Below are 24,928 nucleotides of genomic sequence, written 5' to 3' on the forward strand. Positions count from 1 at the left end.
AAAACCCGGGATCTCGGCTTAAGGGAGAAACGGGTGGCGCGGCGGCGGCTGGTGCTGGCGGTGACCGCCCTGGTCGTCCTGCTGGCGGGCGCGGCGTCGATGCCGTTGTCGACGTTCGTGCCGTCCAGGATCGTGCGCATCGCGTACGAGATCGAGCGGTACGACATCACGTACTCGTGGGGCGGCGGCCACGGCGAGCGGCCCGGCCCCACGAAGGGCACCTGCCTGGGCTACAGCGGCCGGATCAAGCCATGCCCGGCCGCGCGCACCCGCGGCCTCGACTGCTCCGGCCTGGCCCGATGGGTGTACGCCCTGGCCAACGGAAGGGACGTGCTCGGCCCCGGCAACACCGACGACCACGTGCGCAGGATGCGGCCCGTCAAGCGCGGCCTGCCGGGCGACTTAGTCTTCTTCGGAAAAATCACGAAAAATAAGATCAAGACGCATCATGTGGGCATCTATCTGGGTCGTGGGAAGATGATGAACGCGCCTGAGACGGGGGCCTCGGTGCGCATTGACGATATCGGGCGAAGATCTGACTTCGCGGGCTTCTACCGGTACTGAAAGCGGGCGCTACCGGTACGGAAAAAGGGTGCCATGCTCCAGTTACACCTCCTTGGACCGCTCCACGCCACCCTGGACGGCCGCCGGCTCGACCTCGGCTCCGCCCGGCAGCGCGCCGTGCTCGCCCGCCTGGTCGCCGCCGACGGCCAGGTCGTCTCGACCGACCGGTTCATCGAGGACCTGTGGCAGGGGCAGCCGCCGCCCAAGGCGCTGGCCGCGCTCCAGGTCTACGTCTCGAACCTGCGCCGCGTCCTCGAACCCGACCGGCCGCCGCGCGCCCCCGCCGGAGTGATCGTCAGCGCCCCGCCCGGCTACCGGCTCTGCCTGCCCGACGAGGCCGTGGACGCCTGGCGGCTGCCCGGCCTCATCGACGCGGCCGGCGCGGCGCTCAAGCGGGGCGCGGGCGCCGTCGCCCACGACCTGCTCGACCAGGCGCTCGGCCTGTGGACGGGCGCCGCCTACGCCGAGTTCACCGAGGAGTGGGCCGCGCCCGAGGCGGCCAGGATGGCCGAGCTCAGGCTCGTCGCCGTCGAGTACCGCGCCGAGGCCGCGCTGCTGATGGGCCGCCACGCCGAGGCCGTGCCGGAGCTGCGCGGCCACGCCGACGCCCACCCGCTGCGCGAGAACGCCGTCCGCCTGCTGGCCCTGGCGCTCTACCGAGCCGGCAGCCAGGCCGAGGCGCTGGCCGTGCTGCGCCAGGCCCGCGAGAACCTGGCCGAGGAGCTCGGCGTCGATCCCGGCCCGGCCCTGCGCGCGCTCGAACAGGACATCCTCCGCCAATCCGAGTCCCTGCACGCGCCCGAGGTCGTCGAACACGTCCAGGAACGGCCCGTGGCCGCGCAGGAGCCCTCGATCGTGGGCCGGGCCCGCGAACTGGCCGCGCTGCGGGAGGAGGCCGTGCGGCCCTACCGGCGCACGGTCTGGCTGGGCGGCGAGCCGGGCGCGGGCAAGAGCGCGCTGGCCGAGGCGTTCGCGGCCGAGCTGGCCGAGCGAGGGTGGCGGGTCGCGTTCGGACGCTGCCCCGAGATCGACGGTGACGCGCCGCCCGCCTGGGCGTGGAGCGAGATCGTCCGGCAGCTCGCCGCCGTACGGCCGCCCGCCGCCGCCGACGCGGCCCGCCTGGCCCCCCTCCTGAACGACGGCGTCGCCATCCAGAACCAGTTCCAGCTCGCCAGGGCCGTGGCCGGCTACCTGGCGGGCTGCGCGCCGCTGCTCGTGGTCCTCGAAGACGTCCACCGGGCCGACGGCGAGACCCTGCACCTGCTGCGGCACCTGGACCCCGCCGCGCGGATCCTGGTCGTCGCCACCTACCGCCCGGCCGAGACCACCGAGGACCTGTCCGCCACCCTGGCCGCGCTGGCCACCGGCAGCAGGCACGTCGAGCTCGCCGGGCTCGACGAGGCCGCCGTCGCCACGCTGCTCGAACGCCACTCACAGCGCGCCGGCCTCGACCCCGCCACCGTCCGCACGGTCCTGGACCGCACGCTCGGCAACCCGCTGTTCGTCTGCGAGATCGCCCGCCTGCTGGCCTCCGAGGGGCCGCAGGCCGCCGAGGCGCTGCCGCCCGGCGTGCGCGACCTCATCCGCCGCCGCATCACCCGCCTGCCCGCGACTGCCCAGACCGTGCTGCGCAACGCCGCCGTCGTCGGCAGGGACGCCGACGTGGACGTGCTGATCGCGCTGCACGACGGCGACGAGGACACCGTCTTCGACGGCCTGGAGGCCGGCGTCATGACGGGCCTGCTGGCCGAGCCGGGGCCGGGCCGCGTCAGGTTCACGCACGTCCTGGTCAGGCAGGCGCTGTACGAGGACACCGCGCGGATCCGCCGGACCAGGCTGCACGGGCGCGTGGTGTCGGTGCTGGAGCGGCTGCGGCCCAACGACGTGGCGGCCCTGGCGCACCACGCGCTGGAGGCCGCCGTGCCGGACGCCGTCCGGTACGCCAAGGCGGCGGCCGTCCAGGCGTCCGGCCTGCACGCGCACCGCGAGGCGGCGGCGCTGTGGCGCGCCGCGCTGGAGTTCGCCACCGACGACGCGACCCGGCTCGACCTGCTGTGCGGACTGGTGTCGGCGCTGGGCCACGCCGGCGACGTGCTGGGCGCGCTGGCCGCACGGACGCGGGCCGTCGAGCTGGCCGCCCCGCGCGGCGCGCTCGCCCGCGCGCTGACCTCCTACGAAGCCCCCGTGGTCTGGACGATCCAGGTGGACTCCCTCTACAACCGGGACTTCATGGAGGCGGTGGAACGCGAGCTGGCCGCCGGCCCCGACGACGAGACGCGCTGCCGCCTGCTGGCCGCGCTCGTGTTCGAGCTGGAGGGGCACGACGACGACCGCGTGGACGCCGCCGGCGCCGAGGCCGTGGCCCTGGCCCGCCGCCTCGGCCGTCCCGACCTGCTCTGCCTGGCGCTCAACGCCCGCTACTTCGCCGTGCTCAGCCCCGAACGGCGGGACGAGCTGGAGGCCGTCGGCGCCGAGCTGCTGGAGCTGGGCCGCACCCACCGGCTCGTCGGCTACCTCACGCTGGGCCACTGCGCGCTGCTCATGGCCGCACTCGGACGCACCGACCTGGAGGCGGCCAGACGGCACGCCGACAGCGGCGTGGCGGTGTCCACCAGCGGCCAGCTCGGCATGTCGCTGGCCATCCTGGCGCTGTTCGGCGCGCTGCGGAAGCTGGTCGAGGGCGAGTTCGACGAGGCGGAGGCCGTCTACACCGGGCTCACCGAGCAGATGGCCGAGCGCGGCGGCGTCAACGCGCGGGCCATGGGCGCTCTGTGCAGGTTCGCCGTCCGGATGGCCCGCGGGAACGTCCGCGACTCCCTCGACGAGCTGGCCGCCATCCGGGAACGCGTGAACAGCGCCACCGTGCACGAGATCTACGCCGGGGCGCTGGCGGCCGCGGGCGAGCTGGACGCGGCCCGGCTGGTGTGGCGGCCCGAGTCGTGGTTGCCGCGCAACTACTACTGGCTGATGTGGCAGGCGCTGCGCGGCCAGACCGCCGTCGCCCTGGAGGACCGCGAGGTGGCCGCACGCTCCTACCGCGTCCTGCTGCCGTGGGCGGACGAGCTGGCCGGGATGAGCAGCGGGTCGATCACGCTCGGGCCGGTCGCGCTGGTGCTCGGCGACCTGGCCGAGCTGCTCGGGCTGCCGGCCGACGGCCACTACGCGCAGGCTCTGCAGGTCGCCGAGCGCGTCGGCTCGCCCCACTGGGCGCAGGCGGCCCGCCGCCGCCGGGCGCCCCGCTGAGCGGTCCCAGGAGGCTCACGGCGCGCCGAAGATCAGGCTCTGGCGGCGCCGGTGGCCGCGCCCCATGAGCGCGAGTAGCACCACGAGCACCGGCCCGGCCAGGCGCCGCAGCTCGGCCAGCTCCTCCGGCTGCGCGTACTGGGCGATCCTCGGCAGGTCGAACCGGGCGTCCCCGCCCTTTCTGACCTCGGTCTCGACCTTCGCCCAGTCCGCCTCCGAGACGTACTTGGCGACGACCGGGAAGATCAGCCGCTCCTCCTCCTCGATGTGCTCGTCCAGCAGGTCGGCGAGCGCGGCCAGGGACTTGGCCATCCGCCGGGCCGCCTGCCCGTCGGAGCCGAGCTGGGCCGCGGCCGTCGTGATCTCCTCCAGCAGCGGGTCGAGCGCCGCGTGGTCGTCGGTCAGGTCGCTCAGGTCCACCTCGGCGCCCGCCGAGCGCACGATGACCGGCCACAACACGTTGTCCTCGGCCTGGTGATGGTGGTGGATGCCCGCGCACAGCTTGGCGGTGAACGTCGCGATCGCGCGCAGCCGCTCCTGACCGGCAGGCTGCTCGCCGGCGGCGATCGCGCTCATCACCTCGGCCAGACGGCGGGTGTCCCCGCGCATGGCCCGGTGCGTGATGCGGAAGCCGAGCATGTTGGGTGCCATTTCGGTGCTCCTTCTGTCCGTTTGTCACCAGCGTGGGACGCGGCTCTTAGACACCTCTTGGTGCCGACTTGGCATGGCGGTAACGCCTGTGGCGGACGGAAATTGAGAGACCCGGCGGCTAGGGTGTGCCGCTATGGACAGGCGATGGGTCGGCCTCGACGGCGTCGAGGTCGTGCCGGCGATGCGGGCGGGCCGGCAGGTGCTCCGGGTGCGCAGGAACGGGTGGCTGGTCGCCGACTGCCGTTCGGTGGCGGAGGTGGCCGCGCACGTCGACCTGGCCGATCTGTGCGAGGTGATCGATCTCGCCGCGCGCCGCGGATCCGGCGGCGCGGTGGAGGCCCGTACGAGTTCGCATCATGGCTGAGTGCCGTGTATGGTTACACCTGTCCGCAGCGAGCGGACAGGCCCCTATAGCTCAGTCGGCAGAGCGTCTCCATGGTAAGGAGAAGGTCAACGGTTCGATTCCGTTTGGGGGCTCCCAGTCTGAACAGGCAAAACGCCCGGTCCGAGAAGTCTCGGAGCCGGGCGTTTCTCGTTGTCCGGAGCTTTTCGCGATGAATTCGCGATGAGAGGCGATTAACCCGCACGCGAAGTAGGGAATTGCAGAACCTCTCCGCGAACCTCGAACGGAGCGATCGGCTCCCGCTCTCCATCACGGAACGGAGCCAGCAACTCGTCCAAGACGGCGACAGGAGAGTGGAGACCGAACCACGCTCGCCGGGCGAGCGCGTCCTGCCATAACCGCTCCAACTGCTCCCGCAGCCACGCCCGCGACTCGCGCGACACATGCGTGTAGGTTCCGCGCATGCCGCGCATCTCCGGCGAGGCGTGCCCCATCCGGTCGTCGCGCAGTTGCAGAGGCGTCCCCAGGTCCATCAGCCACGTACTGTGCGCGTGCCGAAGATCGTGCGGGGTGAGCCCCTCCTTGACCGGCAGCCACGACGCGACCGGCGCCCCCTCCGACACGTACCGGGACCGGACGAACAAGTCCAAGATCGCCTCCCGCGTCAGATCATGCGCCTGCTCCTCCGGGATGCCCTGCTGGATGGCGAACGCCACCAACTGCGCGCGAGACGAGGCCGCGTTCACGCCGAGCCCAAGAGGGCGCCGCTGATACCCGCGCAGAGGAGGATGCTCAAACGGCTGCCCAGGAACGGCCGCCGGCCACGCCGGGACGGGCGCTCCCGGCCACGGACTGGCGAGCTCTACAAGGACCGGCTTGTAGGCGGCTTGGTTCTTCTTATCCTCCTTGCGGTTCTTAGCTGTTCCGCGCTTGCCCTTCGAGGTCGGGTACCAGCCGTCGGCGGCGGGGTCGAACACCCGCCGGGCGAAGTTGGAGTTGCGGTGGTGGCCGCCACGCTCGCCGAGGAACACGAAGGGGCCGCCACCTTGGCACGGCTGCTCGTCCTGGCCCTCGACTGTCACCGGCTTGCACCGGCACCGCTGGTCCGGATGGGCGGCAATCTGCCGGTTCAGGAGACTCTGCAGGAACGGGGGAAGGTCGACGTCCCTGTTGCTGTCATCCTTGGGCGGGCCGAGGTAGAACCTGCCGCTGTCTTCGATGAGCTGCCAGTCGATGCGGATGCGGCCGAGCTTGACGTACTCCCGCTGAAGGCCGATGAGTTCGCCATACCGGAGCGCCCCCCACGCTGCCAGCAGACCTGCAATGGTCTCGTCGTCGCGCCCGGACAACACCCCCATGCGCTCAGCCAGGCATAGCGCCTCGAACGGCGTGATGGCGGTCTTCTCTCGGCCGCGGCCCGCGGTGCCGACGCCGGAGCGGCGCCCGCGGTGCCGCTGCCGTAGCGCAGGGTTGGAGCCGATCAGACCTTCTGTCACCGCGTCGCCAAGCAGAGTAGCCAGCCGGGTCCGAGCGCCCGACGCGACGCCATCGCGGGCATAGCCTGCCTTCAGCATGCGCTGCTCCCAGGCGTTGACGTCGCTCGCCTTGATGTCGGCAAGCTTCCAGTGCCCCCACTCCGGCAGGACGTGAGCGCGGAAGAGGTAGGCGTAGTTGCCGCGGGATCTCAGACCGACGTCGAGCCCCTCCCACCAGCGAGCGAACCACTCGTTGACGGTGAAGCCGTCGTCTTCCTGCGCGGGCTCTGGCTCGGGGGCAGGCTTCGTGCGCTTACGGGAGTAGTCCGGGGCGAGACCACGGCGTTCGAGGTCCTCCATCCACTCGCCCCAGCGCTCGGCCTCTACACCGTCCTTCCAGTACTCGTTGGTGTCGGGGTGGCGCGATTTGGTGCCGAACGTGCCGTTCGCTTTCTTCCAGCGGGCGACGATCACGCCGTCCGCGCGCACTTGATGGAACGCCATAAGGGAGCTCCTTGAGGGTGAGGGATTAGGCGCAGGCTAGCCGAGCAGGCACAGATCCAGCAGCGGATCCAGGTCAACCTCCACCAAGCCGTCGCAGTCTTCGGCCGCCGCCACTGTGGGCTCCGGCGTGGGTTCCGGTTGGGCGGCGGGCTGCGGGGACGGTGGTGTGGTGGTTGGCGGTGCCGTGCTTCTTCCTGGCTGGTCTGCGTCGCTGTGGCGGCCGCCACGGTCCGAGGTCTTGGGCGGGGCGGTCGGCTCCGTGGCATGGGCTCGCGGGGATGTGGTCGGATCGGCGGTGGGTGACGGCCTCGGGGTGGCCACGAGTCTCGGCGGGGGCGCCGTCGAAGGGGGCGGGTCGTCCTCGCCGTCTGCCTGCTCGGCCGGGGCTCGCCTGCGCGACGGCTTCGAGGCGGGCGTGGACAGGACCGCGGTGATCGTGACCGGAGGGTGCGGGGGGAGAGTGATGACCCTCTCGGCTGTGGCCGGGGGAGTGGGATCAGCCTCGTGCCGGGTCACGTCCGTCATGACCGCTGTGGCGGCGATGCCGGCTGCGGCGGTACTGGCCACCGCTAAGGCGATCTGTCGTTGAGCTGACTGGCTAGCCCATTCGCGCAACCAGGCGAGTCCAGTGATGCCGCCAAGCCACACGATCACCCTCTTGATCGCCTTCTTGGCGGCTGGATCGTCGATATTGACGATCACAATGGGATTTTCGTCTTCGTCGATCTCTACAGACATGGCGGCGATTTCGGGCTCTAACCGCTCACGCCTGTACTCGTGCACGTTGTCGCGCTGGTTCTCTGTCACGGGAGCTGCTCCCGTGCCCGGATAGCGGTCTCGCGTATGCACCGCCAGACCGCTGCTTCTCGGCGAGGGTTTCGTTTTCCCTGTGAATAGAGGTTGGCTTTGATCGTCATGCCTTCGTGGTAGACGACCACAGTAGGGTTGGCGCCCTTCGGGGCGCGCAGGGCGTGCGTGATCTGCTCGGGAACCTCCTCCCCGTCGGCGCCGATGCTGGCGCGGCGCTTGGCTTCGTCGAGTTCTAGTTCGGTGGAGGCCACCACCTGTGCGAGGGCTCGTTCGCGCGCTGAGGATCGACTGATGTGCCGTAACGCGCGTCGGATCAGATTGCTGTAGGAGGGATCGGTAGAAGGAGCTTCGTTGCTCGGGGACGTCATCAAACGTCCGCACCTCCCCTTGATGCGTACTTTTGTGCTATCCCTCGCCTTTATGAGCTGTCGGGACCTTTATGTGACGCCTGGGCCCCGTGAGTGGTCTATGCCCTGCACGTGATTGTGGTCATTCTGTGACAATAAGTGTCGCGCTTGCCCTAGTTTCGGACAGGTCTTCCGTCGTTACGCGCCCTTCTGGTGAGGAGCTCCGTTCTCCAGGTCATCGCGTTCTCGCTCGGCGGTCAGGGCGTCGATCTTCTTGTTGAGCTGTCGAATCTCTTCTTGCATCGAGGCTAGGTAGCGGAGCATTGCTGCCTCGGCGGGGCTTGGATCCTTGACGTCGCCGAGATCAGGGGGAAGGGCCGGCGCGGCGAGGAGGGACCCAAGGTCTACGGTGCCTGCGGCGTCCACCTCCAGCGACGGTAGTGCGGCATCCATGACGGCTTCGCGAGGGTAGACGGATGCGATCATTTCTTCTGGCCCGATCCCCAAGTGGGGATAACGCTCGACCAGGGCTTCGCCGAGCGATTGCAGGCTCTCGTACTTCGGCTTGCTTGATCCGGATTTCCATCGACTGAGCTGCGACTGATCCATTGGGACGAGTGCAGCGAGTTGAACTTGCGGCAGACCGGTCTCCCGCAGGACGTGATCGATCAGCTCGCGGAAGCGGTCAACGGGCCAACTAGGCGTCTTGACCATGTACAAGAGCATAGGGCCATGTGCATGGCCCGTCCACTTGCGTGAGCGCATAAGCGCACGTCAGCACCCTATCTCTTGCGCCACATTCATAACGCCAGCTCTGACCCACAATCAACATTGCGGTCAACCGCAAGACCCTCTTGCGTTGCGCCATGTACATGAGTAATGTCCATGTACATGAGTCAAGGAGCCACCATCCGACTCCGTCCAGGGGTCGCAGCCCGCCTTAAGGAGGCGTTCGGCTGCAGAACCGACACTGGGGTTGCGGAGGCCATCGGTATCGACCAGGGCCAGTACAGCCGCATCGTCCGAGGGCGCTCCGACCCTGGCCCGTCGTTCCAAGCTCGCCTGCTCCTTCGGGCCGAAGGTCACGGCCTGCGGTTCGATGACCTGTTCGAGGTCCACGTTGACGAACCCGAGCGGGAGTCCGCATGACACCGCCAGTCAGGTACGACGTGCGCCAGGCCGCCGCCCTCGTCGGCAAGAGCCCGAGCTGGATGTACCAGCAGGGCGCGGCCGGCAACATCCCCCGCTCCAAGCTGGGCCACCACGTGTTCTGGACCGAGGCGCAGATCGCTCAGATCATCGCGAGCGCCGCCCAGGAGCCCAAGCAGCCCAAGCCCCGCGAGGCCCAGAAGTCGCAGCAGCGTCGCGAGCAGGCGCCGCCCAAGCGGGAACAGCGCCGCAAGCCGACCCTCGCCCCGACCAACTCGAAGATCCCCACCGCTGACTTCAGCGTGTCCCGGCTCTACCGGACGGAGGACGCCGCATGAGCGAGATCCAGCCTTTCGACATAGCTGGCAGCGGCGTCAGGTTCGGCACCGCCAAGGACGGCCGCCCCTACGCGGTGGCCGCCGACTTCACCAAGGTCATGGGCTACCGGCAGGCCAGCGACGCCACGCGTCTCCTGGACGAGGACGAAAAGGGTCAGCAGATTGTGCTGACCCTTGGCGGCTCCCAGAAGATGAACGTCATCTACGAGGACGGCATGTGGGAGCTGATCTTCCGCAGTAGCCTTCCTGGCGCCAAGGCGATCAAAAAGCGCGTCAAGGAGATTCTGCGCCAGATCCGCGAGACCGGCAGGTACGCAGTCGAGAGCGTCGAGCAGCCCGCCATCCCGGAGGACTACTCGGGCGCGCTCCGGCGCCTGGCGGACGAGCATGACGCCCGAATCCTGGCCGAGAACCAGCGGGACGCGCTGAAGCCTCTCGCTGAGGCGTACGCCGACCTGATGGAAGCGGACGGCACGTTCGACTGGGCTGCGGTAGCGCAGATCTTCGCCCGAATCACGGGCGGGCTGGGCCGGAACAACTTCCTGGACCTGCTGCGCAGCGACGACCTGAAGATCCTCAAGGCGAACAACACGCCGTACCAGTTCAAGGGCATGGACCGCTTCTTCAAGGTCATCCCCACGAAGGCCGGCAGGGACGCGACTCCGACGACGCGGGTCACTGCTGACGGCCTGGATTGGCTGCGGAAGCGGCTGATCAAGCACTTCAACCACCAGTCGACGCTGTTCGCGATCGGAGAGATCGCATGACCGCCGTCGAACTCTGGGGCGCCGCCTACCTGACTCTCGGCCTGTCTCTCCGCACCTCGGAGCTGGCCCGCATCGACGCCGGTGACTCCTACGTCGGCCGTCACCACAAGCCCTGACATGCCGCGAGGCCCAGCAACGCCATGCCGGACCCCGCGAAGACCACCCGCTCCAAGACACGACTGATCAGAGAGAGCGAGCAAGTCAATGAGCATCATCTCATCTGCCCCCGAGCAGAACGACGTGTCAGCCGAGACGGAGCAGCGAGCCGAGGAACTCGCCCGCAGCTTCAACCTGCTGGCCGCGTTCATCCGGCTCAATCCCGAACTGGCTGGCATCTTCCGCGCCAGCTTCCGCTACATCAACTTGCCGATCACCGAGAGCCGCGACGCCGAGGAGGTCCTGCGGGCGGTCGCTCTCATGGCTGACACGTTTGGTCTGCCGATCGAGGCCGGACGGAAGCTCGACGATGTGCACAGCGGCGTGACGCTGTTGGTCGGCTCGTTCCAGCTGGAGGTGTACGCCGACTCTGAGCGGCTCCCGCTTCCGATCCACGAGTACCTGCCGATGCCTGCGGCGGTGTCGGCATGACCACCGAGACCATCCGCATTGTCGAGGCCACCCCATCCGCGTTCGAGGTCGCGATCCTGCACCTGGCGGACCACGCCACCGCGAGAGTGCATCACCCGTTCGGGGTGAAGGAGTACACGCCGTTGCTCGTCGAGGACGACGTGTACGTGGTCGTCCCCGGATGGGCCGACGTGATCGGCTGGGGTGCGGTCTGCTGGCACTACACGCTGCGCGGCGTCCGCAACGGCCGGCACCGCCTGGACCGGGACGCCTGGCACGCCGCCGCCGAGCTGCTGCACACCAACCCGGTCGTGTACGTGACGTTCGAGCGGCGCGACTACTACGGCACGCCCCGCTGGACCGCTGTTCACGCCGATGTCGAGTCGCTGCGTGGCCTGGCTGCCCGTCTCGCCGAGCAGGCGGTGACGGCATGAGCGACTTCGAGATCCGCTTCGAGGACCCTCCCAGGTCCACCAGAAGGTGGGCGAAGGCGCTCCCGTTCGACTACGAGCAGGTAGCCGCCACCTTGTGTGCACGTCCGGGGGAGTGGGCGTTCATCGGCGCGACCGCGACCCCTACGCGGGCGGGCGGCGTAGCGCAGCGCATCCGTGACGGCGTGGTTGAGGCGCTGGCCGCTCACGGACAGTTCGACGCTGTCTCCCGGACGGTTGACGGCGAGTACCGGGTGTACGCCCGGTTCCTGGGCCAGGCCGGCGAGGTGGCCTCGTGACGGGCCGCTGGTTCACGCGTACCGCTGTCGCCGCCCGTCTGGGCATCTCGCGGGACGAGGTCGAGGACCTGATCGCCGCCGAGGTGCTGCATCTGGAGTCGATCGCGGGCGACCACGAGGTGATCTCCGAGCAGTCGGTCGAGGACTACGAGCGCACCCACGAGCGCCGGCCGTCCGTGCGCGGTGGCGAGCCGCTCCCGCTGGAGATCGAGGCCGAGTACTGGAGAGGGCAGGACACGTGACCGAGCCGCAGAGCATCATCCAGCTCATCGCAGAGGTCAAGCGCAAGGTGGGAGCGGTCCGCAAGCGGGACAAGAACGCCCAGCAGGGCTTCATGTTCCGGGGAGTCGAGGCCGTCGTGAATGCGGCCGGACCACACCTGGACAAGTTCGGGGTCGTGTCTGTCCCAATCCTGGAGACCAGCTCCTACGAGACGGTCGAGGTCGGCAAGAACCGCACCCAGATGGGGCATGTGACGGTCGAGGTCACCTACCGCTTCTACGGGCCGGCGGGCGACTACATCGACGCGCGGGTGCCCGGCGAGGCGATGGACTCGGGCGACAAGGCGATGGCAAAGGCCATGGCGGTTGCCTGGCGGACCGCGCTGATCCAGGTATTGAACCTGCGCACGAACGACCCGGAGCCGGACGAGACGTCTTATGAACGGTCCGCGGCCAAGACCGTCGAGGACTACCGGGCTGAGGCGCTGAACGGCAACGCCACCAAACAGGACCTGGAGCGCACCTACCGGGAAGCGAACCGGGCCGGCATGCTTCCCCAGCTCGTCACCGACGCCGCCGGCACCGAGATGCGCCTGGTCGACCTGCTCGTCAAGCGCGGCAAGGAGGTCCCTGACGGGCTGCCCCGGAACAAGGACAAGTCCGTGTCCCGGTCGAAGCTGACGGACGACGAGAAGGCCGCTGCCGGCCTGATGACGGGCCCTGAGTTGCGGGCCCACAACAAGCTGGAGAAGGAGACGCTCTCCGACCCGAAGAAGGCTGAGCGGCTGGACTCGTCTGAGCTGTTCGACCCGTTCACCACCGTCCCGCCCGCGCCGAACGGTGGTGGGTCATGAGCGAGATGCTCACCATCGTCAAGCAGCTCGGGCAGCTCTCCCGTGACCTGGACGACGCGGTGAAGAAGCTCGGAGAGTACGAAGAGGCCGCCGTGGACGCCGAGGGTGAGTACAAGGTGGCCTTCTCCAGGGCGTTCCGGGCCGCGCAGGGGGGCGTTGAGGAGCGGAAGCAGCTCGCCACCGCCGAGACGGACGACCTGTGGCGGATCTGGGGTAAGGCCGCTGCGCTGGTCCGGCTCCAGAAGGAGCACGTCAAGGCGCTGCATGCCCGGATCGACGTCGGCCGGACGATCCAGTCCACCGCGCGGGCGGAGATGCAGTTGGCGGGTGGTCAGCTGTGACCGCGCCCATCGCTGTCAAGGTGACCCGCTACGCGTGCCCCTTCTGCTCCCGCTCCAGGGCGAAGAAGGCCGCCACGGAGGCTCACATCGGCCGGTGCTGGTTGAACCCGGCCAACCGCACATGCAAGACCTGTGTGCACTTCTCCGAGGGCTCCGGCGGCGGCTCTGAAGGGTGGTGCTTCGAGGGACGGCCCTGCTCGTGCAACGACTCCCCGGCTTCGTGTGAGGCGGACGTGGACCTGCCTGAGTGGGATCTGCTGCCTGTCGTCGGCTGCTCGCTGTGGGAGTCGTCCAAGGCGGGTGAGGGCCAGTGAAGCGCTCGCCGATGCCTCCGAGGAAGAAGCCGATGCCGCGCGGCAAGGGCTTCAAGACCTCACCGAACACGCCTAAGCGGAAGGCGTCCAAGCAGGCCAAGACGAATCGCGGCCTCGACGCACTCAAGGCTCAGGCTCGCCGGCGCGACAACGACACGTGCGTGAAGTGCGGCGTCATCTTGGACGGCGGCGGCAACGTGCACCATCGCCGCAACCGGGGCCAGGGCGGGTCGCGTAAGGCGAACGTCATCGCGAACCTGATCACCTTGTGCGGGACGCCGATGACCGGCTGCCACGGAGAGGTGACGCTCAAGCCGTGGGAGTGCCAGGCGGCAGCGTACGGGTGGGTGCTGTCCACGAACGGCACCACCGACCCGGCTACCGAGCCGGTGATGGTCGCCTGGCTCGGCTGGGCGCTCCCTCTCCCTGACGGGACGTGGCTGCGCGTCGATGACATGGGCGAGGTGGCGTGATGGCTGCCCAGCAGGTCGTGGAGTTCATCTACGACTGCACCGCCTGCGAGACGTCGGCTCCTCACTGCTACGACGGCGAGGAGATGGCCTGCCTGTCGTGCGGCACGCCGCGGGACGTGGAGCCGGAGCTGATCGCGTCGGTGCTGGACATGCGGTTCTGCGACTGGTGCCGGGCCACCTTGCCAGCCGGTCACACGTGCCGGCCTGATGAGCCGTCGTGCGAGTCGAGCGCCTACCTGTACCCGGATCGGTGCGGCATGTGCCCGACCGATCTGGCCCTGCAGAAGCGGGACCTCGCCCGCCGTGCCGAGTACGAGCACGTCAGCCCTTCCGACCTGTCCTATCCCTGATCTTCCGTCACGTGCTCGACCACCGGGGGCGGGCACGTGGCGGCTCTCCCAGACCTCAACACACCCAGGAGCATCGATGCTCGTCGACACTCTCTCCCAGCCGACCCTCACCAAAGAGGACGCCGCCCTGCTGCGGGCGCGTCTCCACCAGGACCAGCAGCACCTCGCCACGGTCAAGACCTCACGCGACGACCTGGCCGCCCAGGTCGCCTCGCGGGACACCGTGATAGACGCGTTAGAGGAGTCGATCACGCGGGCGCAGCGGCTGCTCGGCGAAGACGGCCCGCTACTGCCGACGGCGGCGGCCCACCGTGACCTGTTCGGCGGACCCACAGCGCCGCTGGCGGGCGAAGTGGTGCCGTCCCCTGCCCGGGAGCAGCTCGCCAACGGTCAGCCGCCGGACGGGCAGTGCCGCCACTGCCACCAGCCGGTGTGGCGGGTCGGGGTCAGCGAGGCAAGCCCTACCGGCCTCACCCACGGGTTCGGCGCTACCTGCGACCCGAACGACCCCGAAAGCCGCGTCGCAGAGCTGGCCGAGTCGTGACCGCCGCCCTGCGCCTGGTGCGCCACTACCTGCTGCGCCGGCCTCACGTGCCGCGTCACGCCAAGCCTGAGCTGCTCGCCCCGTTCTCGACGAGCGAGGACGACTGGATCCCCTTCCGCCGCAACCCTTACGACTCCCCGAAGGACGCCCCGTGAACGCCCTCGACAAGATCGCCCCTTACCCGCAGAGCGCCGAGGAGGCCACCGCCGAGGCGATGGCCCGCCACTTCACCGCCTTCGCCCAGATGCACTGGCAGGTCTCGATCGACCACCCCGACAAGGGCCAGGCCCGCCAGTCCATGAACATGGCGATCGCCTACTACGGGCTCGCCTACCTGCTGCGGGAGATGCCCGCCCGCGACCGTGACCGGGTCGCCCACGCGCTGTGGGAGACGTGGGACTCCGGCATGGGTGTCGCAGTGGACCTGTGGGAGTGGATGGCCGAGTACGGGATCGACCCCGCAGCGGTCGCCAGGATCGCCGATCAGGTGGTCAAGCCCAACCCTGAGGCCGGTACGCAGGCCGGGATGGGCGGTGCGGCATGAGCGAGATCACCCCCGAGGCAACGTGGATCCCCGACGGGAGCAACAGCTACGACTGGCAGCAGGCCATTGAGGAGAGCGGCAGGGACACCGGCACCGCCGCGTACCCGTCCGAGCAGGCCGAGCCGCTCACTTTGGCCGACGTCGCCCGCGTGGACACCTACGCCATCTCCTACTACGGGGACCGGTGGAAGCCCGGCGACGACACCGGCAACGAGCTGGAGCTGTACGCGCTGCTGGAGCTGAAGGACGGCCGCTGGGCCTCGCTGGAGGCGTGGACCGACTACACCGGGTGGGGATGCCAGGACGGCTCCACGGTCCGCATCGGCCCGGACAGGGACACGGTCGTTCGGTTCGGCCTCACCGATGAAGGCCGCTCCACCCTTGGCCTCGCTGAGGCCGCTCAGGCAGAGAAGGGCGGCACCCAGTGAAGCCCCTCACCCTGTTCTTCGCCGGCGCCTACGCGTTCGCCACGTCCGTGTGCGCCACCATCTCGGCGCTCGCCGCCCGTGACCTGATCGCCGAGCCGTTCTCGTGGCCGACCGCTGCGCTCGCTGCGGCCGGCGCGGCAGGCACGGTGGTGTGCGCCTCCCTCCTGGTCCGCACGGTCGGGGGCGCGCTCTCCCACCTGTTCGGCTGGCACCGCCCGCCCGTGGAGGAGATGGCAGACCCGGCCTACAAGCCCGAGCTGGACCGCCACCAGAGGATCCTGCGTGAGGCACTCAAGGGCGAGGCCGACCGCTACGAGGGGGGCGAATGACGCTCACCATCGGCTCGCCATGCGCCGGCGTTGGCGGCCTGGAGATGGCCGTCAGCATGGTCCTGGACGCTGAGCCGCTGTGGTTCGCAGAGAAAGACGCCGGCGCCTCCAAGGTCTTGGCCCACCACTGGCCCACCGTGCCCAACTACGGCGACATCACGACAGTCGACTGGGCGAGCGTCGAGCCGGTTGACGTGCTCGCCGCCGGCTTCCCCTGCCAGGACCTCAGCTACGCCGGCCGCGGCGCCGGCATCAGGAAAGGAACACGTAGTGGCCTCTGGTTCGCCATCGCCGACGCTGTCGGTGCGCTACGACCCAGCCTCGTCGTCCTGGAAAACGTGGGGGCCCTCGTTGATCGGCGACCTGGTCTTGACGTCGTCCTCGCTTCGCTTGCCGAGCTCGGGTTCGATGCGGAGTGGAAAGCTGGTCCTGCCAGTGACGTCGGAGCCTGCCACTCACGAGTGCGGGTCACCATCGCCGCCTGGCCGTCTTCTTCCGACACCTGCCGCGCGCGACTACAAGGACACCGGCGCCGGCGTGGACCGGGTGCCGGAGAACGGCATCCTGCCCCGGGTGCTGCGACGGCTGTGGCGCCTGCACAGTTCTGGCGCGAGTACACCCCCGCCATCCGACGCTGGGAGCACGTTCTTGGACGTCCCGCTCCCTGGCCTGTAGACGAGGCCGGCAACGAAACTCCGGCGTGGGCCGAATGGCAGATGGGCCTGCCTGCCGGCCACCTCACCGACGTGCCCGGGCTGTCCAGGACGGCTGCTCTGAAGGCTGCCGGCAACGGCGTGGTACCGCTGCAGATCGCGCAGGCCCTCGATGTGCTGCTGGACCGCATGGGTTCGGAGGTGGCGGCATGACCGACCTCCGCCGCTGCTGCCAGCAGGCCGTACTCGACGGGGAGACGCCTGAGGAGCACTACCCGAGGTGCGACGCCCGAGCCGAGCCGCCCACGCCGCCGCTGTTCGCGCTGGCTCCAGTCACCCCTGAGGAAGGCGGGGGGTTGTTGTGATGAAGCGCCAGTATCCGCCAACGCTGATGCGGGAACTCGCGGACCGCCGAACCGAACTCGGCATGTCGCAGCCCGCCCTCGCCCGGCGCCTCGGCGTCAGTGTCGGCCTCATCTCCCACTGGGAGAACGGCTACGTCCGCCCGCCGATTGACCGCGTCATCGCCTATGCCGACGCGCTCGGCCTACGCCTGACCCTCGTGTCCGTGAAGGAGAACGTCCATGCGTGAGATCCAGTGCGGCTCCTGCAGGTCCAGCTACGACCCTCCTGGCATCGACCAGCGGCACAAGGAGTACGGCGCCCGTGTCGCCGGATGGATCGTCTGGGAGGGCAAGACGGAGGGCGGCAGCCACGTAAAGCGCGTCTTCTGCCCCCGGTGCGCTGGACGCCCTGTTGTCGACGCCGCCACAGGCGAGGAGCCGTCGTGGAGCGCCGACTGTCGCACCTGCGGCGCCTCCATGCACGAGGACTGGTTCGAGGGCGTGGCGCTCTCCCAGGAGGACGCGGAGCTGTGGAAGGACGAGCACAGCTGCGAACCCGACGTCGAGATCACGGCCCCGAAGCATGTGGTTGCGGCATGAACACCGGAACGACTCGGAACGATCCCGAACACTTCCGGACGCTCTCGGATGTCCCCGTACGGGACCGGACGCTTCCGGGCCCGACCCGAGAGGGGGAGACCTGTGGCAACGCCTAACTGGTCCTGGCAGGAGCGTGCAGCCTGCCGCGGCGAGGACCTGACGCTGTTCTTCGGTGCTGATGGCGAGCGCGGCGAAGCGAAAGACCGGCGCGAACGGGTGGCCAAAGCTGTCTGCTCGGGCTGCCCGGTCCGCCGCGAATGCCTCGACTATGCGCTGTCCGTCCCGGAGAAGTACGGCGTTTGGGCGCTCACCGAGGACGAACGGGCGCGGGAGCGCCGTCGCAGGATGCGTCGGGCGGGCCAGGCTGGCGTCGAGGCGGTGGCGTGATGGCCGCCAAGTACGCCACTAATGCACCGCATGGCGTCTACCACCGGTACACGATGGGTGGCTGCCGGTGCGAGCTGTGTCACGCGGCGATGCTCCGCTACAACAAGCGCCGCCTGGCGCTGATCCAGCGCGGCGAGTGGAAGCCGTGGACGGACGCAGAGCCCGTCCGCCGGCACGTCAGGAAGCTTCGCCAGGGCGGGATGCGTCTGGAGACCATCGCCTCGCTGGCCGGGGTCGCGCCGGGCAACATCTACAAGCTGTTCGACGCCGGCCGGACCAGGGTGCGGAGCCACTTCGCCGACAAGCTGCTCGGTGTCCGCCCCGACGACACGCCTCCTCTGCACGCCCGCGTGGACTCGACAGGGACCCGCCGCAAGCTGCAGGCACTCATGTATATGGGCTGGTCGGCTCAGGTTCTCACGGAGCGGCTGGGTATGGATCGGTCCTTCATCCGGAGGGTGATGAACAGATCCCAGGTCGAAGGCGTGACCGCTCGCGCGGTGCAGGACCTGTTCGCTGAACTGTCCATCGTCGGACCGCCCGTCCGTACCCGGTACGAGCGGGCCAGCGCCACACGAGCTCAGCGGTACGCGCGTGAGCGGGGCTGGGTGTCAGCTCTGGCCTGGGACGACATCGACAACCCGAAGGAGAAGCCGAAGGGGCTTGCCCGGGGGGAGGCGTCGTGACGACGTCAGTCCGCGGCTCGGGCCGGCTTAAGGCCGTCGGCGATGTCGGCGGCCTCCTGGATTCGGCGCACCTGCTCGCGGGTCAGTCTGAGCTCGGCGGCGATGTCCTTCTGTGGGGCGTCGGCGGCGCGTGCCTTGCGGATCTCGCGGCCGAGTTCGAGCCGAAGTTCTGCGGCGCGGGCCTCTACCTCGTCGAGGGCGGCGCGGACTGCGCGAATGCCGGTCATCGGGTCGGACACCTCCTCATCATCGCACCTCTGGTGAGGCCACCTTAGCATGTGCCTAACACTTATAGGCCAAGTGTTGCTAGGCCACATTCAATGTGGCATACAATGGACTCGAACAACAGAGTGATCAGGGGGACCGAAGTGGCGACACCCCGAAGACCGGCACACCTCTCGTAGCCCAACCCCGAGTACCGCCAAGAGAGAGCCGCTCTACGTGAACAACGACGAACAACCTGCAGGCTCGCCGCCGGCGGAGCTGAACCAGGCGGCGATCGACTGGGCCTGGTCCCAGCCGGTCGCCAACAACCCGGGGGCACGGATCGCGCTGCTGTGCCTTGCACGTCGGGTGGACGAAGCGTGGGAGTGCACGGCAAGCCAGGAGGAGGTGGCAGTGGACGCGATGGTCGCCACACGCTCGATGCGCCGCTACCTCGACCAGTTGGAGGAGGACGGGTTCATCGTTCGCCGCCGGCGGGTGAGTGACACGGGGCATCGGTTGCCGGATCGCTACCGTCTCAACCCCGCTCAGGTCCTACCGGCCAATGTGGACGGTAGGCAGGTCAACACGGGTGAGTCCTACCGGCCAATCTGGCCAGTGGCCAATTTGGCCGCTGGTGCTGATCAGGAGAAATCCCTACCGGCCAATCTGGACGCTAGGGACGGGACCTTGTGGCCAGATTGGCCGGTAGGCGAGACGGCGGAAGCGCAAACCCGCAGGTCGCAACCAGTGGCCAATTTGCCCACTGGCCAAATTGGCCGCGCTATAGGTGTTAGTAGTTCTTCTTCTTCAGAAGAAGAACACACACCCTCTACAACCAAGGGGGGTGCAGGGGGGAAATCGCGCTCCAGCGACAAGGAGCACCCTCGCTTCGCCGAGTGGTACGCCGCCTACCCGCTGCACGACAAGCGCCCCCAGGCGGTCAAGGCGTTCAACAAGGCCGTCGCCAAAGTCGACGACCCGCAGATCCTCATCGACGGCGCCACGCGCTACGCGACTCATGACCCTCGCGTGCAACGCGGGTACATCAAGGGGCCGTCCGTGTGGCTGAACAACGAGTGCTGGAACGACCCGATCCCGCCCGACCCTGAGCAGCAGCGACCTCCTGTCGAGGGCAGCCGCGCCGGGAACGGCTCTGGCTCTTTTGTCCCACCTCGGGGGGCCAGGCAGAACCCCTTTCGCAGCAAGAGGGAGTCAGCATGACCATCAGCGATGACGACTTCGCCGAGTGGCGGGCCGAGCAGCTCCGCCGCCGAGTGGAGGCGTTCCAGGCCCGGCGACCTGTGATGCTCCGTCACGCCGGCGAACTCAACGACGAAGTGGCCGAGTGGGGATCGCGCCTGTTCGATGGCACAGCCCGCACCCTGGTGCTGGTCGGCGATGTGGGCGTCGCGAAGACGTGGAACGTGTGGGAGGTGCTCGAGCGGGCCATCAAGGTCGGCTATCAGGGGTCGATCATTTTCTCCACCCAAGCCGACTGGCAGGAGGTCGTCGGGCCGCCCGCGGACTACGACCGGCTGCGCGAGATGCGCCAAGCGGATGTGCTCGTGCTGGACGACCTCGGCGCTTCCCGGATCAACGAGTGGCAGCGGGAGAAGCTCCTCGGCATAGTCGACGAGCGCTGGCAGCACGCCCGCCCCACCGCGGTCACCTCGAACATGGACGAGTTCGACGACGTGCTCAAGGAGCGCATCACCTCGAGGCTCGGTGACACGGCGATCGTCGTCACCCTCGAGGGCGAAGACCTGAGGGCGGCCCGATGACCGCGACCGAGTTCGACACGGCCGGGTGGGAAGCCGCCGAGAAGGTCATCGCCGCGGAGATGGCGATCGCGGGCGCCGCGATCCAGTCGCGGGTGTTGCTGGACGAGGCCGCCGACGTGGTCACTCCTGCGGACTTCTACAGCATCGCCGGGCACGTGTTCGCTGCCGCGCTCGAGGTTCGGGACGCCGGCAATCCGATCGACCCGACCGAAGTGCTGATCGAACTGCAGAACCGCGGCGACCTCGAGCGCGTTGGCGGTGGTGCCTACCTGCACACGCTGATGGAGCACGCTGCCGTCCCCGGCTCGATCGTCCGTTTCGCCAAGCAGATCGCCGAAGACGCCGAGCGACGCCGACTGCAGCAGGCGCTCCGCACGGGCGTGCAGATGACCGAGCACACCTCGTGGGACCCGTCCACGGACGTCGACCAGGTGCGCAAGATGGTCGACGAGGCGCTCGTGCGGCGGATCGGGGAGCGGCCCAAGGACGTGTCCTCCGCCATGATCAAGCTGCTGGACGAGCTTGAGAACCCGCCGCCGAAGCTGGACGTGGTGGAGCCGCCGTTCGAGGACCTCGCCCACCTGCTTGGCGGAGGGTTTCGCAAGGGGCAACTCGTGGTCGTGGCAGGCAGGCCCGGCCTCGGCAAGAGCGTCCTGTCCACAGACCTCGTCCGCAAGGCGGCGATCAAGGACGGCGAGCGGAGCATCATCTTCTCGGTCGAGATGAGCGAGGAAGACATCCTGCAGCGCATCACCGCCGCCGAAGGGCGCGTCCCTCTGCGGGCCATCCAGACCCGCAACGTCACCCGGCAGCAGCTGGCCGCCGCCGCGGAGGCCGGCGCCCGCATCTCCGGCTCGCCGCTGACGATCGACTACGCCCCGGCCTGCACGCTCGAGCACATCCGCTCCCAGTTGCGCTGGCTGTCGCGCGAGGACCCGGCCAAGCTCGCTGTCGTCGACTACCTGCAGATCATGAGGGCGCCCAAGAACCCGCGCCGCGACCTCGAACTCGGCATGATCACGCAAGAGCTGAAGGCGATGGCGGGAGAGTTCGGGCTCACGATCGTGCTGCTCAGCCAGCTCAACCGCGACTCGCAGAAGCGCGCCGACAAGCGCCCCCAGATCGCCGAACTGCGTGACAGCGGATCGATCGAGTCCGACGCCGACGTGGTGATCCTCATCCACCGCGAAGACGCCTACGAGGCGGAGACGCCGCGGGCCGGCGAAGCCGAACTGATCGTGGCGAAGAACCGCAGCGGCCCCCAGGGCACGGTCATCGTCGCCGCCCAGCTCCACTACTCGCGCCTGATCGACATGGCCCGGCCCGAAGACGACGCCCCCAACTCTGGCGGGCGCCCCAACCTGCACGCCGTGAGCTGAGCGAGGGACCGTGACCATCCAAGCGATCGACACCAAGTACGCCGGCTGCCGGTTCAGGTCCCGTCTCGAGGCCCGGTGGGCTGTCTTCTTCGACACGCTCGGCATCCGCTGGCAGTACGAGCCGCAGGGCTACCTGGTCGGCAAGAAGCGCCGCCCTTACCTGCCGGACTTCTACCTGACGGAGCTGCGCTGGTGGGTCGAGGTGAAGGGGCCGCTCGAGCGCCTCGACGTGCCGCTGCTGCTGGACGCCGTCGACCCCGTCTATGGGTTAGGCCGGGAGGACCCGTTCTGCATGACGAACATGCTCGTCCTCGGCGACGTCCCCACCGGAGACGTGCCTCACGGCCACCTGTCCATCCGCCGCTCCCGCGCCGTCGGCACCCCGCTCCGCGGCCAGAACGCCATCGTCGGCGCCGGCTGCGGCGGTGACTGCGCCTTCACCGGCCCGCTGTTCGGCTACCACTTCTTCGCCCCAGCGTGCGGCATCCTCCCCGATGTCGAAGACGACGAGTTCAAGCACATGCTGTGCAAGGCTGGCGCTCTGCTGGTCCCGGCCTGCCGCTCCTCCACCAAGCAGCCCGCGGGCGACATCACCGAGCCGATCCCGCTCGCTGGCGCCCCGTACGCCCAGTACCTCGAGTTCGCCTATGTCGCCGCGCGTTCGGCCCGTTTCGAACACGGCGAGCGCGGATGACCGTCCCCGACTTCCCCGACACGACACCAGAGGAGACCCCGCGTGGACGGCAATGAGCTGCGCTACCTGCTCAAAGTCCGTGACGACATCTCGCAGGCGATGAAGGATCCCCGGTTCCCGCCCGCCACGCATCGGGACGGTGACCTGCGGATGTTCGCCGTCACCGCGATCTGGGTGCTCGGCGTGGAGCGTGCACCTCGCGGCCGTCGCATCCAGCGGGTGTGCGAGGTGATGGGACTGGACAACCGCCAGTTCTGGCAGTTGATCCGCTCCGACCTGCCCCGCTACGAGCCTCGCCGCAAGAGCTGGGACGAGGGCGGCTGTGTGGTGATGCTTCCCAGAGCGAAGCGTCCCTGCGGGCGGGCCATGGCCAGCGGCTTCAACGTGACGAACCCTGTCGACGGGACGTGGGAGTTGACCTCCTACTGCCTGCGGCACCGCGAGGAGGCCCGAGCCGCCCTCGCGGCCGAGGAACGCCGCCAGCAGGCGGGCGTCCCGGAACCGCTGCCGAACACAGGCGGGCTGCTGCCCTGCTACCTGCCATGGGACTGGATGAAGAACTACACCAAGGCGGACTCCTCGTGGAAGCCGCCCAAGGTCGGGATCAGAGCCGATGACTGGCCGGTCCTGGCTCGGGTTGAGATGGCGGACCCGACACCGCCGCGTTTCAAGGTCGTGCTCGGCGGCGTCGGGCACGAGCCACCCGGTTTGGAGGAGGCGGACGACGCTATTCCGCCGTCGCTTCAACTGATCACCGCTGCTAGCGAGGAGACCACAAGCCATGAGTGACCCAACCGCGACGCAGACAGCGTGCAACGGCCACCCGCACCACGCCTGGACCACGCAGCGTGGACCGAACTCGCAGATCTGGGTGCAGCGCTGCTCGCTTTGCGGCGAGATCGACTGGCAGGAGCTCGCCAACGAGATCGCCGAGCTCACCGCATCGTCAGGCGTCGATGAGGTCGTGGCCCGCGCTCAGGAGCGGGCGGCCTGCGTGCGAGAGCTGCGCGACTACGCCTGGAACTCCGCCGCCGACCTGCTTGAGAAGGGTGCTAGCCATGAGTGACACCAAGACCGACACGCCCGCTGACCAGATGCGCCTGGCAGTCCGAAGGCTGCGCTGCGATCACCGCTACCCGATCCAGCCGCCGCACGGCTCCCTCGCCCACCCCGGCCCGTGCAGCAACTGCGGCCTGCCGTACCCCGGCGACGAGGAGGTCCCCGAAGCGCTGCGAGGGGCGCTCGTGTTCCTGCTGGACGAGCTCGCCCGCCAGTACGACATGCCGCCGTGCGACAAGCCGGACGGCTGCTGCAACGGCTGCGAGCGGTGCGACGACTTCGTGTACGCCAACGGGCTGGCCCAGATCATCAACGGAGGCAACCATGGGTGACACCAAGACCGAGACCCGCGTCCGGTGCGGAGCGGTGAGCGAGCACGGGGACGTGTGCGGGCTCCCGCCCCACGACGCGGGCCTGTGCCGGTCCAACGGCCCCCGCAAGCATGTGTCCTCCCCGGAGAAGGCGTCCAAGCCGTGGTTCTGGTACCGCGACGCCGCCGTTGCCTGGAACGCCGCCCACCCGATCGGCACACCGGTCCTGGCATGGCCCGGAACCCGAGACGACGAGCCGTTAGTGACCTGTACCCGCACCCCGGCGTGGACGCTCGGCCATGGTGCCGCCGTGGTGTCGGTCGAAGGCCGGTCGGGCGGTATCGCCCTGACCCACATCCAGGTCATCGAATCTCCCGGGCAGGAGGCCCCGAACCGTGGCTGACACCAAGACCGAGAAGACCGTCGCCGACGAACTCCGCGAAGCGGCGGCGAAGCTGCGCGAGACCGCGAAGGCTGCCCCTCCGGGCCCGTGGGGCGTCAACGGCCCGTGGTGGTGGGAGGTCACCCACTACGAGCAGGACGTCACCTCGTGCATCGTCACCGACCCGGGCAACGAGCCGATCGCCGTTCTCGCCCCGCCGTACAACCGACATGCGGACGCCGAGAAGGCGGCTCCGTGGATCCGTCTGGTCAACCCGCTCCTGGCTGAGCCTCTCGCCTCCTGGCTGGAGGAGTACGCCAGGTGGGCGAAGGACTCGATCTTCGTCTACGACGAGGAGGAGGACACGCCGGTCCATGAGTCGGACCACTGCGACGGCGTGATCGGCGAGAGCTGCCAGTGCTTCGCACACCCGCTCGCGGTGGCTCGGGTCTTGAACGGGACCGCACCGATGGCGGGGGACAGCTCGGACGGGAATGCCCTCAGCGCGCCCCACAAGGCCGCTACAACGCGAGAAGAAGCGTCTCCGGTCTCCCTGTAG

General features: G+C 69.0%; 39 protein-coding genes and 1 tRNA gene. 34 read left to right on the top strand and 6 right to left on the bottom strand.

The window, feature by feature from the left end:
* Window positions 1-33 precede the first annotated feature (33 nt).
* Window positions 34-564, top strand: coding sequence for a C40 family peptidase (locus ACIBQ6_RS21730; protein WP_397213888.1), 531 nt, complete (start codon window positions 34-36; stop codon window positions 562-564).
* 33 nt (window positions 565-597) lie between these two features.
* Complete coding sequence (locus ACIBQ6_RS21735) at window positions 598-3,807, top strand: BTAD domain-containing putative transcriptional regulator (protein ID WP_397213890.1); 3,210 nt, start codon at window positions 598-600, stop codon at window positions 3,805-3,807.
* Window positions 3,808-3,822: 15 nt separating this feature from the next.
* On the opposite strand, the gene ACIBQ6_RS21740 is transcribed toward ACIBQ6_RS21735, so the two are convergent.
* A complete protein-coding gene (locus ACIBQ6_RS21740) occupies window positions 3,823-4,458 on the bottom strand; it encodes a hemerythrin domain-containing protein (RefSeq protein ID WP_397213892.1) in 636 nt (211 codons plus the stop codon).
* A 133-nt stretch (window positions 4,459-4,591) separates the two neighbouring features.
* Here ACIBQ6_RS21740 and ACIBQ6_RS21745 point away from each other — a divergent pair, with 133 nt between their 5' ends.
* Window positions 4,592-4,822 carry a transposase gene (locus ACIBQ6_RS21745; protein WP_358289747.1) on the top strand — a complete coding sequence of 77 codons (231 nt, stop codon included), beginning with the start codon at window positions 4,592-4,594 and terminating at the stop codon, window positions 4,820-4,822.
* A 40-nt stretch (window positions 4,823-4,862) separates the two neighbouring features.
* Window positions 4,863-4,935: transfer RNA gene (locus ACIBQ6_RS21750), tRNA-Thr, on the top strand.
* A gap of 99 nt (window positions 4,936-5,034) precedes the next feature.
* Here ACIBQ6_RS21750 and ACIBQ6_RS21755 read toward each other — a convergent pair.
* From ACIBQ6_RS21755 to ACIBQ6_RS21770, 4 genes are all read right to left on the bottom strand, one after another.
* The gene (locus ACIBQ6_RS21755; protein ID WP_397213894.1) at window positions 5,035-6,780 is read right to left on the bottom strand and encodes a tyrosine-type recombinase/integrase; all 1,746 of its coding nucleotides are present in this window, start codon (window positions 6,778-6,780) and stop codon (window positions 5,035-5,037) included.
* A gap of 36 nt (window positions 6,781-6,816) precedes the next feature.
* Window positions 6,817-7,587, bottom strand: a complete 771-nt coding sequence (locus tag ACIBQ6_RS21760; RefSeq protein WP_397213896.1) for a hypothetical protein — start codon at window positions 7,585-7,587, stop codon at window positions 6,817-6,819.
* On the bottom strand, window positions 7,584-7,844 hold the full coding sequence (locus tag ACIBQ6_RS21765; RefSeq protein ID WP_397213898.1) for a hypothetical protein: 261 nt from the start codon (window positions 7,842-7,844) through the stop codon (window positions 7,584-7,586). The genes ACIBQ6_RS21760 and ACIBQ6_RS21765 overlap by 4 nt, the downstream gene beginning before the upstream one ends.
* 291 nt (window positions 7,845-8,135) lie before the next feature.
* Window positions 8,136-8,651 (bottom strand): helix-turn-helix domain-containing protein, encoded by a 516-nt coding sequence (locus ACIBQ6_RS21770; protein WP_397213900.1) that lies wholly within the window; start codon window positions 8,649-8,651, stop codon window positions 8,136-8,138.
* A gap of 431 nt (window positions 8,652-9,082) precedes the next feature.
* Between ACIBQ6_RS21770 and ACIBQ6_RS21775 the strand changes: the two genes are divergently transcribed.
* From ACIBQ6_RS21775 to ACIBQ6_RS21875, 21 genes are all read left to right on the top strand, one after another.
* On the top strand, window positions 9,083-9,424 hold the full coding sequence (locus tag ACIBQ6_RS21775) for a helix-turn-helix transcriptional regulator (RefSeq protein WP_397213902.1): 342 nt from the start codon (window positions 9,083-9,085) through the stop codon (window positions 9,422-9,424).
* Window positions 9,421-10,191, top strand: a complete 771-nt coding sequence (locus ACIBQ6_RS21780; RefSeq protein ID WP_397213904.1) for a BRO family protein — start codon at window positions 9,421-9,423, stop codon at window positions 10,189-10,191. The genes ACIBQ6_RS21775 and ACIBQ6_RS21780 overlap by 4 nt, the downstream gene beginning before the upstream one ends.
* Before the next feature lie 204 nt (window positions 10,192-10,395).
* Complete coding sequence (locus ACIBQ6_RS21785; RefSeq protein ID WP_397213906.1) at window positions 10,396-10,779, top strand: hypothetical protein; 384 nt, start codon at window positions 10,396-10,398, stop codon at window positions 10,777-10,779.
* The gene (locus ACIBQ6_RS21790; protein WP_397213908.1) at window positions 10,776-11,192 is read left to right on the top strand and encodes a hypothetical protein; all 417 of its coding nucleotides are present in this window, start codon (window positions 10,776-10,778) and stop codon (window positions 11,190-11,192) included. The genes ACIBQ6_RS21785 and ACIBQ6_RS21790 overlap by 4 nt, the downstream gene beginning before the upstream one ends.
* Window positions 11,189-11,488, top strand: a complete 300-nt coding sequence (locus ACIBQ6_RS21795; RefSeq protein ID WP_397213910.1) for a hypothetical protein — start codon at window positions 11,189-11,191, stop codon at window positions 11,486-11,488. The genes ACIBQ6_RS21790 and ACIBQ6_RS21795 overlap by 4 nt, the downstream gene beginning before the upstream one ends.
* Window positions 11,485-11,730: a hypothetical protein gene (locus tag ACIBQ6_RS21800; RefSeq protein WP_397213912.1), complete on the top strand. Its 246-nt coding sequence runs from the start codon at window positions 11,485-11,487 to the stop codon at window positions 11,728-11,730. Before ACIBQ6_RS21795 ends, ACIBQ6_RS21800 begins: the two co-directional genes overlap by 4 nt.
* Entirely contained in the window at window positions 11,727-12,563 is an 837-nt protein-coding gene (locus ACIBQ6_RS21805; protein ID WP_397213914.1) for an ERF family protein, read from the top strand. The genes ACIBQ6_RS21800 and ACIBQ6_RS21805 overlap by 4 nt, the downstream gene beginning before the upstream one ends.
* Window positions 12,560-12,904 (top strand): hypothetical protein, encoded by a 345-nt coding sequence (locus tag ACIBQ6_RS21810; RefSeq protein WP_397213916.1) that lies wholly within the window; start codon window positions 12,560-12,562, stop codon window positions 12,902-12,904. The genes ACIBQ6_RS21805 and ACIBQ6_RS21810 overlap by 4 nt, the downstream gene beginning before the upstream one ends.
* Window positions 12,905-13,250: 346 nt before the next feature.
* Window positions 13,251-13,691 (top strand): hypothetical protein, encoded by a 441-nt coding sequence (locus ACIBQ6_RS21815; protein ID WP_397213918.1) that lies wholly within the window; start codon window positions 13,251-13,253, stop codon window positions 13,689-13,691.
* Window positions 13,691-14,041: a hypothetical protein gene (locus ACIBQ6_RS21820; RefSeq protein ID WP_397213920.1), complete on the top strand. Its 351-nt coding sequence runs from the start codon at window positions 13,691-13,693 to the stop codon at window positions 14,039-14,041. Before ACIBQ6_RS21815 ends, ACIBQ6_RS21820 begins: the two co-directional genes overlap by 1 nt.
* Before the next feature lie 76 nt (window positions 14,042-14,117).
* Window positions 14,118-14,585: a hypothetical protein gene (locus ACIBQ6_RS21825; RefSeq protein ID WP_397213922.1), complete on the top strand. Its 468-nt coding sequence runs from the start codon at window positions 14,118-14,120 to the stop codon at window positions 14,583-14,585.
* Window positions 14,582-14,740 (top strand): hypothetical protein, encoded by a 159-nt coding sequence (locus ACIBQ6_RS21830; protein ID WP_397213924.1) that lies wholly within the window; start codon window positions 14,582-14,584, stop codon window positions 14,738-14,740. Before ACIBQ6_RS21825 ends, ACIBQ6_RS21830 begins: the two co-directional genes overlap by 4 nt.
* Window positions 14,737-15,129, top strand: coding sequence for a hypothetical protein (locus tag ACIBQ6_RS21835; RefSeq protein WP_397213926.1), 393 nt, complete (start codon window positions 14,737-14,739; stop codon window positions 15,127-15,129). The genes ACIBQ6_RS21830 and ACIBQ6_RS21835 overlap by 4 nt, the downstream gene beginning before the upstream one ends.
* Window positions 15,126-15,557 (top strand): hypothetical protein, encoded by a 432-nt coding sequence (locus tag ACIBQ6_RS21840; protein ID WP_397213928.1) that lies wholly within the window; start codon window positions 15,126-15,128, stop codon window positions 15,555-15,557. Before ACIBQ6_RS21835 ends, ACIBQ6_RS21840 begins: the two co-directional genes overlap by 4 nt.
* Entirely contained in the window at window positions 15,554-15,886 is a 333-nt protein-coding gene (locus ACIBQ6_RS21845) for a hypothetical protein (protein WP_397213930.1), read from the top strand. Before ACIBQ6_RS21840 ends, ACIBQ6_RS21845 begins: the two co-directional genes overlap by 4 nt.
* Window positions 15,883-16,752 carry a DNA cytosine methyltransferase gene (locus ACIBQ6_RS21850; protein ID WP_397213932.1) on the top strand — a complete coding sequence of 290 codons (870 nt, stop codon included), beginning with the start codon at window positions 15,883-15,885 and terminating at the stop codon, window positions 16,750-16,752. The genes ACIBQ6_RS21845 and ACIBQ6_RS21850 overlap by 4 nt, the downstream gene beginning before the upstream one ends.
* Window positions 16,749-16,904, top strand: coding sequence for a hypothetical protein (locus tag ACIBQ6_RS21855; RefSeq protein WP_397213934.1), 156 nt, complete (start codon window positions 16,749-16,751; stop codon window positions 16,902-16,904). Before ACIBQ6_RS21850 ends, ACIBQ6_RS21855 begins: the two co-directional genes overlap by 4 nt.
* Window positions 16,904-17,131: a helix-turn-helix domain-containing protein gene (locus ACIBQ6_RS21860; RefSeq protein WP_397213936.1), complete on the top strand. Its 228-nt coding sequence runs from the start codon at window positions 16,904-16,906 to the stop codon at window positions 17,129-17,131. The genes ACIBQ6_RS21855 and ACIBQ6_RS21860 overlap by 1 nt, the downstream gene beginning before the upstream one ends.
* Window positions 17,124-17,483, top strand: coding sequence for a hypothetical protein (locus tag ACIBQ6_RS21865; protein ID WP_397213938.1), 360 nt, complete (start codon window positions 17,124-17,126; stop codon window positions 17,481-17,483). The genes ACIBQ6_RS21860 and ACIBQ6_RS21865 overlap by 8 nt, the downstream gene beginning before the upstream one ends.
* Before the next feature lie 102 nt (window positions 17,484-17,585).
* Window positions 17,586-17,870: a WhiB family transcriptional regulator gene (locus ACIBQ6_RS21870; RefSeq protein ID WP_397213940.1), complete on the top strand. Its 285-nt coding sequence runs from the start codon at window positions 17,586-17,588 to the stop codon at window positions 17,868-17,870.
* Window positions 17,870-18,556, top strand: a complete 687-nt coding sequence (locus ACIBQ6_RS21875) for a hypothetical protein (protein ID WP_397213942.1) — start codon at window positions 17,870-17,872, stop codon at window positions 18,554-18,556. The genes ACIBQ6_RS21870 and ACIBQ6_RS21875 overlap by 1 nt, the downstream gene beginning before the upstream one ends.
* A gap of 5 nt (window positions 18,557-18,561) precedes the next feature.
* Here the strand turns inward: ACIBQ6_RS21875 and ACIBQ6_RS21880 are convergent, their stop codons facing one another.
* The gene (locus ACIBQ6_RS21880) at window positions 18,562-18,795 is read right to left on the bottom strand and encodes a hypothetical protein (RefSeq protein ID WP_397213944.1); all 234 of its coding nucleotides are present in this window, start codon (window positions 18,793-18,795) and stop codon (window positions 18,562-18,564) included.
* Window positions 18,796-18,997: 202 nt separating this feature from the next.
* Here ACIBQ6_RS21880 and ACIBQ6_RS21885 point away from each other — a divergent pair, with 202 nt between their 5' ends.
* The 9 genes from ACIBQ6_RS21885 to ACIBQ6_RS21925 are packed head-to-tail and all read left to right on the top strand — an operon-like array spanning window position 18,998 to window position 24,928.
* Window positions 18,998-19,984 carry a hypothetical protein gene (locus tag ACIBQ6_RS21885; RefSeq protein ID WP_397213946.1) on the top strand — a complete coding sequence of 329 codons (987 nt, stop codon included), beginning with the start codon at window positions 18,998-19,000 and terminating at the stop codon, window positions 19,982-19,984.
* On the top strand, window positions 19,981-20,544 hold the full coding sequence (locus ACIBQ6_RS21890) for an ATP-binding protein (protein ID WP_397213948.1): 564 nt from the start codon (window positions 19,981-19,983) through the stop codon (window positions 20,542-20,544). Before ACIBQ6_RS21885 ends, ACIBQ6_RS21890 begins: the two co-directional genes overlap by 4 nt.
* The gene (locus ACIBQ6_RS21895) at window positions 20,541-21,923 is read left to right on the top strand and encodes a replicative DNA helicase (protein ID WP_397213950.1); all 1,383 of its coding nucleotides are present in this window, start codon (window positions 20,541-20,543) and stop codon (window positions 21,921-21,923) included. The genes ACIBQ6_RS21890 and ACIBQ6_RS21895 overlap by 4 nt, the downstream gene beginning before the upstream one ends.
* A gap of 10 nt (window positions 21,924-21,933) precedes the next feature.
* Complete coding sequence (locus ACIBQ6_RS21900) at window positions 21,934-22,617, top strand: hypothetical protein (RefSeq protein ID WP_397213952.1); 684 nt, start codon at window positions 21,934-21,936, stop codon at window positions 22,615-22,617.
* Window positions 22,618-22,659: 42 nt separating this feature from the next.
* Entirely contained in the window at window positions 22,660-23,406 is a 747-nt protein-coding gene (locus ACIBQ6_RS21905; protein WP_397213954.1) for a hypothetical protein, read from the top strand.
* Window positions 23,399-23,683, top strand: a complete 285-nt coding sequence (locus ACIBQ6_RS21910; protein WP_397213956.1) for a hypothetical protein — start codon at window positions 23,399-23,401, stop codon at window positions 23,681-23,683. Before ACIBQ6_RS21905 ends, ACIBQ6_RS21910 begins: the two co-directional genes overlap by 8 nt.
* Complete coding sequence (locus ACIBQ6_RS21915; protein WP_397213958.1) at window positions 23,676-24,008, top strand: hypothetical protein; 333 nt, start codon at window positions 23,676-23,678, stop codon at window positions 24,006-24,008. Before ACIBQ6_RS21910 ends, ACIBQ6_RS21915 begins: the two co-directional genes overlap by 8 nt.
* On the top strand, window positions 24,001-24,390 hold the full coding sequence (locus ACIBQ6_RS21920; protein ID WP_397213960.1) for a hypothetical protein: 390 nt from the start codon (window positions 24,001-24,003) through the stop codon (window positions 24,388-24,390). The genes ACIBQ6_RS21915 and ACIBQ6_RS21920 overlap by 8 nt, the downstream gene beginning before the upstream one ends.
* Window positions 24,383-24,928, top strand: coding sequence for a hypothetical protein (locus ACIBQ6_RS21925; RefSeq protein WP_397213962.1), 546 nt, complete (start codon window positions 24,383-24,385; stop codon window positions 24,926-24,928). The genes ACIBQ6_RS21920 and ACIBQ6_RS21925 overlap by 8 nt, the downstream gene beginning before the upstream one ends.

Origin of the sequence: Nonomuraea sp. NPDC049655 (genome assembly GCF_044465465.1) — a bacterium.
Taxonomy (GTDB): domain Bacteria; phylum Actinomycetota; class Actinomycetes; order Streptosporangiales; family Streptosporangiaceae; genus Nonomuraea.